13 protein-coding genes are annotated in these 12394 nt (G+C 54.1%); all 13 read right to left on the reverse strand.

The genetic code is table 11. From position 1 onward, the window contains the following. Positions 1-172: 172 nt before the first annotated feature. Complete coding sequence (locus tag WBG83_RS01850) at positions 173-1198, reverse strand: hypothetical protein (RefSeq protein ID WP_336742161.1); 1026 nt, start codon at positions 1196-1198, stop codon at positions 173-175. A 269-nt stretch (positions 1199-1467) separates the two neighbouring features. After that, positions 1468-1737, reverse strand: coding sequence for an acyl carrier protein (locus tag WBG83_RS01855; RefSeq protein ID WP_336742163.1), 270 nt, complete (start codon positions 1735-1737; stop codon positions 1468-1470). A gap of 150 nt (positions 1738-1887) precedes the next feature. Further along, a complete protein-coding gene (locus WBG83_RS01860; protein WP_336742165.1) occupies positions 1888-2907 on the reverse strand; it encodes a BtrH N-terminal domain-containing protein in 1020 nt (339 codons plus the stop codon). Between the two features lie 22 nt (positions 2908-2929). Beyond that, positions 2930-3922 (reverse strand): LLM class flavin-dependent oxidoreductase, encoded by a 993-nt coding sequence (locus WBG83_RS01865; RefSeq protein WP_336742166.1) that lies wholly within the window; start codon positions 3920-3922, stop codon positions 2930-2932. 25 nt (positions 3923-3947) lie between these two features. Beyond that, a complete protein-coding gene (locus tag WBG83_RS01870; protein ID WP_336742167.1) occupies positions 3948-4220 on the reverse strand; it encodes a phosphopantetheine-binding protein in 273 nt (90 codons plus the stop codon). Between the two features lie 7 nt (positions 4221-4227). Then, entirely contained in the window at positions 4228-5490 is a 1263-nt protein-coding gene (locus WBG83_RS01875; protein WP_336742168.1) for a UDP-glucose dehydrogenase family protein, read from the reverse strand. Continuing rightward, positions 5487-6578 carry an NAD-dependent epimerase/dehydratase family protein gene (locus WBG83_RS01880; protein WP_336742170.1) on the reverse strand — a complete coding sequence of 364 codons (1092 nt, stop codon included), beginning with the start codon at positions 6576-6578 and terminating at the stop codon, positions 5487-5489. Before WBG83_RS01880 ends, WBG83_RS01875 begins: the two co-directional genes overlap by 4 nt. Before the next feature lie 2 nt (positions 6579-6580). Continuing rightward, on the reverse strand, positions 6581-7366 hold the full coding sequence (gene rfbF, locus WBG83_RS01885) for a glucose-1-phosphate cytidylyltransferase (protein ID WP_336742172.1): 786 nt from the start codon (positions 7364-7366) through the stop codon (positions 6581-6583). A gap of 43 nt (positions 7367-7409) precedes the next feature. Continuing rightward, positions 7410-8210: an ABC transporter permease gene (locus tag WBG83_RS01890; RefSeq protein ID WP_336742174.1), complete on the reverse strand. Its 801-nt coding sequence runs from the start codon at positions 8208-8210 to the stop codon at positions 7410-7412. Between the two features lie 6 nt (positions 8211-8216). Continuing rightward, positions 8217-9026: an ABC transporter permease gene (locus WBG83_RS01895; protein ID WP_336742613.1), complete on the reverse strand. Its 810-nt coding sequence runs from the start codon at positions 9024-9026 to the stop codon at positions 8217-8219. Further along, the gene (locus tag WBG83_RS01900; protein WP_336742176.1) at positions 9001-10005 is read right to left on the reverse strand and encodes an ABC transporter ATP-binding protein; all 1005 of its coding nucleotides are present in this window, start codon (positions 10003-10005) and stop codon (positions 9001-9003) included. Before WBG83_RS01900 ends, WBG83_RS01895 begins: the two co-directional genes overlap by 26 nt. 161 nt (positions 10006-10166) lie before the next feature. Further along, on the reverse strand, positions 10167-11174 hold the full coding sequence (locus tag WBG83_RS01905; RefSeq protein WP_336742178.1) for a Gfo/Idh/MocA family protein: 1008 nt from the start codon (positions 11172-11174) through the stop codon (positions 10167-10169). 22 nt (positions 11175-11196) lie between these two features. Further along, on the reverse strand, positions 11197-12387 hold the full coding sequence (locus WBG83_RS01910; RefSeq protein ID WP_336742179.1) for a radical SAM/SPASM domain-containing protein: 1191 nt from the start codon (positions 12385-12387) through the stop codon (positions 11197-11199). Positions 12388-12394 lie beyond the last annotated feature (7 nt).

The raw sequence follows: 12394 nt of genomic DNA on the forward strand, positions 1-12394 counted from the left end.
ATCATCAGGGTCGAAATCTGTCGCGGCAAAAAAGCCGATGAGATCACAATAGATTCATCGGCTTCGGAGCATTTCATTTTTAGGCGATCCCTTACATTTTTCCCGGTTGATGTTACTGTCCAGCAATGCTCATCAGGCTGCACAAGCCGCAAGAACCCCGTTGAAGCGCACTTTATACGCTTGCCGTATCATGAGAGGCCGGATTCAAAGCGGATAGCAGCTCCTTCAGCACCTCGCGTTCCTCCTGCTCCAGCTGCTTGACGTAGTCGGAAATACGGAGGAGCATGTCGGGCTGGCGGACGACCTCATATTTTAGAATCAAATTTCGCATCATTTGGCATTTGTCGGTCATATCCGCGTATTGCTGGCTAAGGGGCAGACAGGAGGATGGAATGTGGCCGTGCTCCACCATATATTCAATCCGCTGCTTCATTCCCCGCTTGTGATCGTAGATGACATGGAAGGGCCGCCGGTCCGGAATACAAATTCCTTCGCCAACCAAAGGGATAAACTCCTGAAGCTTCGGATAAATGTCCATGCCGTATACGAGATGCTGCGAGGGATTGTAGTTGCTGCCGTACCTTCTGCTCGTATTGAACCCGTGGAAATATTCCGACAGCAAATCATACACATGCTGCTTGTCAAATTCATAGCGCACCCGGGGCTCCAGCTTAAGCAGCTTGACCTGAACCCGGTCCGTATCCCACGGAATCGCCTCATAAGCGGCGCGCAGCTCCTCAAAGGTCGTCGTCGTATATTCGTACCGGCCCACGAAGAAATCGGCGATATCAAACGTGCCGTTCTCCCGGTCATAGCCGAAGACCATCATAAAATGCGGCCGGATCTGCTTTTGGTAGTAGGGCTTATACGCCGAAATATGATAGCTGTCCGCCGAGATAATGACGTAATTGCCGCCATCGATGCATTTAATAAACATTTCTACGGGATCAGGCTCCAATAGCGCCATCGTGTGGCGGGGAAGCGCAGCGCCATTCATAAGCGCACACTGATTGAAGAGGTACGGGAAATAAAACTTCAGCTCGCAGCCCTTGCCAAACTTCTTCACACAAAACAGCTGAATCATATTGGAGTTCAGCCACGCCTCATAATCGGGATGTGAAGCAGCGATAGACAAGAAATCAGCCAACGAAGGATACGAGGTAATCAGCGGGTAGGATACGGGCAGCTTTACACTCATGGGCACCTCTCCTGCTTCAGATTTGATAAAAAAGCAGCCTGTCGGCCGGGCGATCGCAAGTCAATCAGGCGGGGAATCGACATGCGGCCAGCCTGCAGAAGCAGTGCCATGCCGCATGTCGATTTCTGCGCCTTCCTGTGGAGCTGCAGCTATCTCCGGCTCATCATTCTGCGGGCATTCCAGCTCAGTCTTTTCTAGCTGTAAGCTGTGCCTCGCCACGGTGTCCGGATGGCATGTATCCGAAGCTGCAATCAGGCGATAGACACAGCTTATGCAGGCACCCGTTTGGCAAAAATACGGTTCACCATTTTCTCAATCGTCGAGAAATTCTCAAACAGCAGCTCCTCGTCCTCGAACGCAACATTGAACAAGCCTTCAAATTCAATAATCAGATTCATCGTGGCCATTGAGTCCAGACCATGAACGGCCAGGTCCTCCTGCCAGTCGAAGGCCTCGTCCGGCCCCAGCAGCTCCTGTACCCGGGCCTGTACCTGACCGCCGATCAGTTCCCTGCTCCATGCCTGAGATTGCTCCATCATGCTTCCCCCTTCTTGACCTTTGTGCCAGTTACCTTAAACGAATGGTTAAAAATAAAGCCCCCAGTACAGGAACGACAAGCCCGCCTGTTGTCCATAAACATCGTAAAAAAATCCGCAGCCCGCTCATTGGCAGGGTACACAAGTGGAGCGTCAGCCGGCTGCCGTCACCGCCGCATCCTCCAGCAGCATGTTCAGCAGACGCTCCTGGTCTTCCAGCAAGATCCTGCACTGCTGCTGCACAGCCGCCAGCTTCTCCGGCCGGGCGGACAGCGCAATTTTGTACAGCTGGTACAAGGTTTTGCGCCATAGCTCCCGCTTTTCGTTCCAGCTTGCCGCCAGATCGGCCGAACGCGTCAACCGGTGAGCATGCAGCGTCACAAAGCGTTCCAGATAGTCAATCTGATGCATAATGCCCCCGATTCGCAGGCAGTAGTACACATGCTTGCAGGTCGCGGAGAACTGCTCCTTATCCAGCTCGGCTAGGCCAGTGAACGCATCCGTATACGTTTTGTAAGCCAGCATTCCCTGGTAGCGTTCTCCGTCCAGCGCAGTGCCTGAGACGAAATCACGTATCCGGCTGCAGGCTGCGGCAAACCGCTCCGGCTCTGGCTTCGGCGCCATGCCGGGCTGCGGCTTAAACCGGGCAAAGCCCCACAAGCCGGCCGTCACGTTGTGCAGGGGCAGCGGTCCTTGATAGGAGAGCAGCTGGCCCGAAACATCATAAAAGGACGTATCCGCGACATAGGCCGTCCCTGCCTCCTCGTCCAGCCCGTACAGCAATATAATATGATTGCGCTCTTCGCCGTCCTGAAAAATGTCATGATACCGAAGCTGCTTGGTCCGCATAAACAGCAGGACGAGCCGGTTATCCGCCAGTGTCTCCCGCAGCGCCGGAAGCGCCTCTTCGCCCCGGTTCAGCAGGTCAAATCTGTAATCGGCGCTAAATCCATAGCAGTCTGCAAAGCGCCGGGCAATCTGCTCTTGAGAAGCCAGCCACATCGTCCGCATATCACCATGAAACTCCACATTCAAACCGTCGCTTTGCAAATACACATCCGCCTCATCCGCAGCAATATCGGGGTATTCACGCTTCAACATGTGCAGCAGGCCGGAAAACAGGCAGTGATAGCCCGTACGGGCGATGAAGTCAGGCGACACGAGATGGTTCATCTGCACCTCTCCCCTCTTTCGTTCAGCATACCTGCGCCCGGTCCGTTTCGACCAGCGGAAGAACATGCTCGCCGATATGCTTCATTTCCTCCGGCCCCGCCAGCCCGGAAAGAATAAAATAATGGGTCCCCAGCTCGTGATAACGAAGCAAGGTATCCCGAACCTCCTCATAGGAGCCGACAATGGACATGCCGTTAGACGTATTCAGCTGGGACAAGCCTCCCCATAGCGTGGAGGACTCCGGCTGGGCAATGCCCTTATAGTAGTCATGATAACGGTTCATGCCCACGCTGTCGCAATTGTTGCGGAACAGTCGGTTCATCCGTTTCTGGAACGGGCTTGTTTGTTCTGCGTACCGGTGAGCCGCGGCCCATGCCGCCTCGGAGGTTTCCCTGGCGATAACATCAATCATGATGCCGCATTTCGGGCGGGCCCGCTGCGAAGAGACGAGACCCTGAAATTCGGTAAACTGCCCCCGGATCGTCTCAAACTCATGGCCGAAAACCAAATAATAATCGGCGTGCGCCGCCGCAGCCTCCATTGCATCCAGCGAGCTGCCGGCAAGAAAAACGGAGCCCCGGGTATCGGTCTTCGGATGCAAATCTGCATTCTGAACCTCAAAGAACTCCCCTTGAAAATTCGTAATGCCCTGCAACAGCCTGGAATACAGCGTCAAAAATTCCTTGGTCCGCCGGTAGCGAAGGGAATGCTCTGCGGTTTTAGCCATTTTGCCCATTTCAATCGCAGAGCTGCCCGTTACAATGTTGACATCGACACGGCCACCGGTGAGCAAATTCAAGGTTTGCTGTGCTTTGGCCATCGTGGTGGGCAAGGTATAGCTCGTATTTTGCGCAACCAAAATGCGCAGCCGTTCCGTTTGTCCGGCAAGGATCGTGGCGACAATCCACGGATCCATGTATTCATTGGCATTAATCACTAGCACAGCGTTAAAGCCATACTCTTCAGCCAGTCTGGTTTGCCGCACAATCCGATCCGTGTCTCCTTCGGGAAGCATCCAGCAAAACTCCAGCCCCATCCCTTCACCCCGCCGTCTGTTCATTGGTCCAGCCGGATTCATATTTCTCCACCAGCTGCTTGATTTTATTAATGCTGTTCACGTTCTCTGTCAGCAAATCATCATCGTCGACCGCGATATTGAACTCAATCTCCAGCGCCACTACAAGCTCGACAACAAGGACAGAGCTCAATTGATAATCCGTTAAATTTGCATCCCAGCCCCACGCTATCACCTGCTCCGGCTCCACCTTCAGCACGCCGGCTACTATACCTGCGATTTCCAATTCGGTCGCCATCCCGACTTCACCCCGTTTCCAGGACATACCGGCCGTCGATAACCGGCTTGCCCTTGTATAGTTCCTGCTTCTCCCGGAATTCCGGCCAAGCCGTCAAGATCACCACAACTCCGCTGTTCTCTACAAGCTCCTCCAGCGACTCTGCATAGGCAATCGGCAGCGGGTAAGCTGTGCGGAACGCGCCCGACGCAATCGGATCATAAGCTGTAATTCGGCTGTATCCTTGCTCCAGCAGCAATTCGATAATGTCGCGGGATACGGTCCCCCGCACATCGTCACTGCCGGGCTTGAACGCCAAGCCAAGCACCCCGATCGCCGCGTCCGCTGCCGCCGCACGGCTGATTTGAGCGACAATGTGCCGCTTCACCTTCGCATTCACGGATAATACCTCTCTCAGCAGAGATGCCTCGTACCCTTTGGCGGATGCAGTATGAAGCAGCGCGCGGTTGTCCTTCGGCAGACAGTAGCCCCCGAAGCCGCAGCCGGGAAACAAATAATCCGTCATACGCGCCGGTTCCCCGCTCCAGCGCTTGTCTTCATGCACAAGCCGGAACGCTTTGGCGGTGTCCACGTCCCCGATATGCCCCGCCAGCATCGCCATTTCATTGGCAAAGCTGATAAACGAAGCCAGCATGGAGTTGGACAAATATTTTACAAACTCCGCCGTTTGTGCCGATACAACATGAACCGGGACGCCAAAGGGCTCGTACAGCTGCTGCAGCAGCGGGCCGCTCATCGTATCCGCCGCCCCGATTACAATCCGGTCCGGCTGAATGAAATCCGACCAGGCCGCACCCTCGCGCAGAAACTCCGGATTGCTGGCCAGACCGACCGTCTCGCCAGGGGTTAGCCCTGCCGCTTCCAGCATAGGCTTAATAACCTCCGTCGTCGTAGACGGCGGAACAGTAGATTTGATGACCACAATCCGGGCCGTTTGCCGGTCCAGCTCTGCCGTGCACTGCCTGACAGCCTCGCATAAATCGGTTAAATCGACTTCTCCCTCCGGCCCGGCCGGCGTGCCGACACACAAAAAAATGTACCGTGCCTGATGTACTGCTTCCGCAAGCGAATCACACAGGAAAAACCGCCGATCCAAGTACCGCCCCAAATAATCCTGAAGATGCGGCTCGTGAAAAGGAACCCGCTTTTCCTTCAGCTGCTCCCGCTTAAGTCCATCCGCTTCATAGCCGTAGACCGCCGCCCCGATCCGGTGTGCCAAGCCGAGTCCGGTTGTTAATCCGACAAAACCGAGTCCGATAATGGCAATCATGGCTGCAGCACCTGCTCTTTTTGCAAGTAGGCTAAATACCGCCCGATGCCCTGCGCAACCCCGATTTCCGGCCGGAAGCCGAGCAGCCGGCGGGCCTTGCCGATATCCGGGCAGCGGCGGACCGGATTATGCGTCATATAGTTTGGTTCAGCGGAAGGCTCAAAACGGACCCGGCCCTGATACGCCCACAAGCCCGCGGCCTGTTCAGCGTACAAGCTGGCCAGCTCGCGTACGGAAATTTCCGGCTGGTCCATGCCGATATTGAAGCAGTCAAATTCGTGATGCAGCAGCACCTGAATATAGCCGGCAATCGCATCGGCAATATAACAAAACGTTCGGGTCGGCGTGCCGTCGGAATGAATGACCAGATCCTCCCCCTGCAGCACCGCCCGGGCGAAATCCGCCGGCACCCTCCTGTCGCCCACCGACATGCCGGGTCCGTAATTGTTAAACGGTCTTACAATGCGGGCCGGGAGACCGCAGGTTTGATGGTATACATAACAAAGCGTCTCCCCCATACGCTTCGACTCATCATAGCAGGCCCGCGGCCCAATGCTCGCGACATGCCCCCAGTATGTTTCCGGGGTTGGCACGTGCTCAGGCTGCGGATCGCCGTACACCTCGCTGCTGGAGAAGAAGAGCAGACCTTCCAAGGGGCGTTTCCGGTAAAACTCCAGCACATTTTTCAAGCCAAATACATTCGCTTCAATCGTTTCAATCGGATATTTCCGGTAAAAGGAAGGCGAAGCAATGGAGGCCATATGCAGCACATAATCGGCGGCCCCGGCGGATCTGACATCCTCAAGCCGGTCTTTGCCGATGTCGAAGGAAATGACTTCAAGCTGATCCCATTGCGCCTCCAGCACTTCCAGCCAGCGCGGCTTGCCCAGGAGGAAGCTGTCCAGCAGCACCAACGAGCGTATGGGAACGCCGGATCGCAGCAGCTCCGCAAAAAAATGCGTCATATAAAAACCGATGAAGCCCGCACAGCCGGTAATCACAACGGTTTTCCCCGCAAACCGCTCCGCTTGAGGGAGCTTGCTGCGCAGATAAGCCATATCTTCCCGCATAATCTCATTCTCCGTCACTGCTAGCCCTCCTTCCGGTCCGCCCAGCATTTCCAGGGGGCGCCGCCTGCAGCCCACAGCTGCTCCAAATACTGTTTGTCCCGCATCGTGTCCATACATTCCCAAAATCCGGCATGGCGGTAAGCCATCAGCTGTCCGTCCTCGGCAAGCCGGGTCAGGATATGGCTCTCCAGCACATCCTCGTCCTTGTTGGCATAATCCAGCACACCGGGCTCGAAAACGAAGAACCCGCCGTTAATCCAGCTGTCCACAGCCACCTTTTCCTTAAAGCAGACGACCTGATCGCCCTCCAAATCCACCGTGCCGAACCTCGCCCGCGGTCTGACGATCGTAACGGTGGCCAGCTTGCCGTGGGAATGATGAAAATCGAGCAGCCGTTTCAAATCAATATCGCTCACCCCGTCGCCGTAGGTTGCCATAAAGGTGCCTTCCTGCAGCCGATCCTTTAAACGCCTCAGCCGCCCGCCCGTCATCGTATGCAGTCCGGTATCGACCAGATGCACGCTCCAATCCAGCGCACGCCGCTGTGTTACATCGATTGCCGCCCGGGACATGTCAATGGAGAAATCGCTCTGCAAATAAGCGTAGTTCAGGAAATACTGCTTGATAACCTCTGCTTTGTAGCCGAGTGCCACGATGAATTCCCTGAAGCCGAAAGCGTTGTAGTTGTTCATAATGTGCCACAGCATCGGCATGCCGCCAATCTCCACCATCGGCTTCGGCTTGACAACCGTTTCTTCGCCGAGCCGGGTGCCGAAACCGCCTGCAAACAATACCACCTTGGTCATAATTCTCCTCCTTTCAAGCCACAGGGATAAAGGGATAAGCCGTTTAACTGCTGGCGCTGGTGTAATTGCGGATAGCAATGTTCCACAGCTTGCGCGAAAGAAACAGGAACAGCACCGGTGCGGCAATAAACCAGACCATATAAGAAACGCTGAGCTTATCGAGCGCAAACAGTGTGGAGAAGTTGGTAATGATGAATACAGGAAACAGGAAAATGCCCGCCTGCTGAATACTCCGTCCATAGATGTTCATCGGCACATGGTTCATGTCCCACAGGTTTGTGGAAATTTCATTCACTGCTGCTGTCTTCACCGTCCAGAATGAAATCAGCGACGGGATCAGGAAAATGGCGTACTTCAATACCACACCCAGAAAAATGAATCCTGCAAACCCAAGCACCTTCACCGGCGTCACCGGAATGCCCAGCCGCGACCAGCCGATCACAATCATAACGATGCCGCCCACAATGTTGGAAAAGGAATAGCCGAAGTCGATGCGGCGCAGGGTGGCGATGAATTGCAGGGAAACCGGCTTCGTCATAAGCAAATCCAGCGTGCCGTCACGCACATGATTGCTCAGCAGCATGAAATTGGAATAAAAGAAAAAGCAATAAAAGCCGGTCATCATCGTAAACGAGCCTACGTACATGAGCAATGAATCTGCGGTATAGCCGTTAATTTCAACCCCAATGCGAAATGCAACCAGTACATACAGCAGCTTGATGAACATATACGCAATTTCAATTGTATTGGCGAACAAAAAATTGATGCGGTATTCCATCTGGGCGATAAAGCAGTTTTTGAAAAAAACCCAGTAAATAAACCCGTATTTTCTCAGTGTGTTCATGGCCCGTCAGCCTCCCACGGCGATGTACTTTTTGAAGCCCGTACGCCACACCAGATTGGACAGCGCCGCAAAAACACCAATCCAAAGCACCTGCATTCCGATGCCTTCCAGCATTTGCAGAAGCGACAGCTTCCCGCACAGCACGTTAATCGGGAAATAGACGACGTAATTAAACGGAAGCGCGTGCAGCACCGATTGCATGAGCGGGGGATAAATATCGAGCGGAAACAGCCCCCCGCTGGCAATGTTGGCCAGCAAGCCAAAGGTACGGAACGCGCCGTTGGCTTCATGAAACCAGAATGCCACTCCGCTCAGGCAATAATAAATGAAAAAGTTCAGGAGCAGCGCAAACGGAACGACACACAAAAACAAAATCACCTGCTCCGCCCGGACCGGGAAAGCCAGCAGCGCATTCAATACGAACACCACCAGCACCGAAATGCTCAGTATGATCGACATTTGGACGCTTTTTTCCCCTAGAAAGCAGCTGATCCGGTAGGCAAAATAACCAATCGGCTTCACGATGTATTTGTTCATGCCGCCGTCTTTGATGTCCCGGGCAATTTCGAATTGAAAGCCGGTGCCGACCAGCTTCGACATCAAGACGGCCAGAATCGAATAGGCGATCAGCTGGTTATAGGAATAGCCGAACACATCCGATTTGCCTGAGCTGAGGAACACCGCCCGCCAGAAAAAGCATTGAATGATAATGGGAAAAATACAGCTGAACAGGCTCAGGAAGAAGTTCGTCCGGTATTCCATCGAATTTTGCACGCCCAGCGAGAACGATTTAACATACTTGCTCGGCACGAGCATCTTCTTCACCGCCTCTTTGGTACAGCATCGCAATTCCCTCTTCAATCGGAACGTCTTCAATGGTGAAATCGATTACCGGCAGGTGATTCAGCACCCATTGCGACAGCCGCTTGATATCGTTTTTCTCGAATTCAATTTTGACCTGAAGATCCTTGACTTCCTTCACACTGCCGATTTGCTGCAGCACCCGCTCCTCAATCGGGTCCGACAGCACCAGCTTCATAATTTTTTTATGACCAAAAATATCGTTGACCTCGCTCAGGCTCCCGTCAAACATGACCTTGCCGCGATTGATAATGATGGTGCGCTTGCACAAGTCCTCGATATCGTTCATGTAGTGGCTTGTCAGCACAATCGTCGTCTTTTTCTCCTGGTTGTAGCTTTTGAAAAACTCGCGAATTTTGCGCTGGGATAATATATCGAGGCCAATCGTCGGCTCATCCAAAAACAATACCTTGGGCTTATGAATCAGCGCTGCAATCAGCTCCATCTTCATCCGTTCACCCAGGGACAGCCGGCGGACCTGCACCTTCAGAAGATCCTTCACATCGAGCAGCTCTGCAAGCTCGCCAAGGGTGCGCTCGTACTCCCGATCCTCCACCTCATAGATGCATTTGTTCAAATAGAGGGATTCATTCGCAGGCAAATCCCACCACATCTGATTTTTTTGCCCCATGACGATGGAGAACTGCCGCTTGAAATCATTTTTGCGCTCCCAAGGGGTGTAGCCCAGCACAGTCGCGCTTCCGCTGGTCGGATACAAAATCCCCGACAGCATCTTCAGCGTGGTTGTCTTTCCCGCTCCGTTCGGACCGAGAAACCCGACAATCTCCCCCTGCTCGATTTCAAACGAAATGTCGGAGACCGCATCCTTAATTAATGCTTCGCGGCGGAACAAATTTTTGAACGAGCTTTTTAAGCCCAATTCCTTGTTGTAGTAGCTGAACGATTTGGACAGCTTGTCGACTTGGATAATCATCGTCAGGTCTCCTTTAAGGGTGCGGTGAAAAACAGATGTGCCTCCGGCCGGGACGTGGGAATCCGCCTGCAAGGCGACCGCTCTCGCTGCTCCGCTCTATCCCGTCCTCCGGCTTTGTTTTCACCGCACGTTTTGAGGTCCGCCTATTGGCTTCTTCTTGCTCAGCTTTTGTGCTGAAGAACAGCGCTTTGTCGGATAAGCTCCATCCACCGGACCCGCTCCAGCGCTTCGTACAGCGATTTATCGGGCGGATGTCCGTACAAAACCGCATCCCGGAAATGGCCAAGCTGGTTTTCATAGTAGTGCTGCGGCTCAAATTCGATCATATCCAGCAGCTGTCCGCTGCGGTTCTCCACTTTGATCGTGATTTTATACCGGCCGACATTGGCCCGGAAGAAATCATTTATCGTCAGAACCGCTCCTTCGGTCTCCACCACATGACGAGCACGGTACGGCTTCTCGAAGGAGCCGGAAAATGCGGCAAACGGCCCGTCGGTAAAACGGATGAAGGAGACGAAGGACCAGTCGCAGCCCCTTGGGCCCGCGAAATCAGACCGTCCTCCCCAATCCGCAACCCGCGCGTCCTCCAGCCCGAACATCGCCTGAATAAACTGCAGCCAGTAGCAGCCGAGATCATAAAAGACACCGCCGCCTTTGTCCGGAAAGCTGCGGTAATTGTTGAAGGAATCGGCCTTGGCGGGAATGTTCAGCTCCGTATGCAAGCGCAGCGCCTGACCGTAGCGCCCTGTTTCAAGCAGCCGGCGCAGCTCAGCCTGCCAGGGATGGTGGCGCACCATCAGCGCTTCCCATACATGCAGGCCGCTGCTGTGGGCCGCCTCAGCAATTTGCTTGGCTTGGGCCGCATGCAGCGCCAGCGGTTTTTCTACCAGCACGTGCTTGCCCGCCTGAATCGCCCGAATCGCCCACTCCGCATGAAGCTCATTACTTAATGCAATATACACCGCATCAAGATCAGGGGAATCGAGCAGCTCCTCCAGTCCTTCAAACACCTGCTCGATGCCGAACTCGGCGGCGAGCCGTTCAGCCCGGCTGCGCGTCCGGTTGGCAATGCCTGCTGCTTGAATGCCGGACAGCTGCGGCAGCGGCTGAAACACCGCCCGCCGCACAATGTCCGCGCAGCCCAGAATACCTAGCCGGAGTGTATCCATGCTGCATCGCACTCCCTCGGTTTTAAATATGCTTTAACGCAGAAACCCCATGCAGATACAGCACATTGCATTTGGAGCAGGCCGGCGTCAGACCGTTGTTGACCGTTTCCCGGATTTTGTCATACGCTTCCGAATTCCAGATTTCCGGCAGCCGCTGCTCCTTCAAATTGCCGACAGAAAATTCCGAGAAAAATTTGCAGGCCGAAATATTCCCCGTCGGCGTGACATCAATGCGGGTTGCCAGCGCCAAGCAATCCGTCGCACAGCGGCTGGTCATTTCCTCACCTGTCACGAACGCTTCAATCTCATCGAATTCCAGTCCCGGCTGATACCGGAGACGGGTTTTCCATACCCGGTCATTCATTTTACGCATTTGCTCCATGAGGTCTGGAATGTGCTTGGGCTCCACCTTATATTTGAAGGCGTGCCAGCTGTTTTTGTGATCCTCGGCAAGCGGACGCAGCCAATCGAAGTGCTGGACGAAATAATCGTCCATTTTGGCCGAAGTCTCGCTGGAGATATACCACGGGAAGGTCAGCAGGACCAAATCGATTCCTTTTTGCTCGAAGCTGTCCATCAGATCATACAAATAGGAAATGTTGGCGTTATTGATAACCGTGTGCACGGAGATACGCCCCTTGAATTTGCCCTGCTCCCGCAAGCCCATCAGCTTGTCGATCGTGTCCATCGTTTTGCCGAACGAGCCCCTGCCCCGGATCAGATCGTGGTCCTTCTCAAAGCCTTCCAGCGCAATCAGCAGCTCCAGATGCTCGGATACCTCGTTTAACGCGTCCATATACTTATCCACAAGCAGCCCGTTGGTGCAGATCGTCGTTTCCCGCGGGTCTTCCTTGAGAATGTCCAATATGTCTCCGAACCGCCGGTGGTACATTGGCTCGCCGCCCCATAGATAGAGGCGGGACTTGACCGTTTTCGTATCGTCGAACAGCTGCTTGACGATGCTGACATCGATGTCAAGATTTTGCTCGTCGCTGTCCATATGATGGTGATAGCCATCCTCATTCCACTGGTAGCAGTGCTTGCAGCGCAGGTTGCAGCGGTTAGTCAGCTTGATGGCGACGAATTCCGGCAGCTCGGTCTTGTACCGGGGATTGTTCTGCTTCTCCCGCATTGGCACCGCGATGTTACGAATCGTGCGTTTCAGTATATCGAACGATTTCTCATCCATTTTGATATTCGTTCTCGGCTGCATGACGTTC

The sequence above is a fragment of the Paenibacillus sp. y28 genome (assembly GCF_037137075.1).
Classification (GTDB): domain Bacteria; phylum Bacillota; class Bacilli; order Paenibacillales; family NBRC-103111; genus JBBBNV01.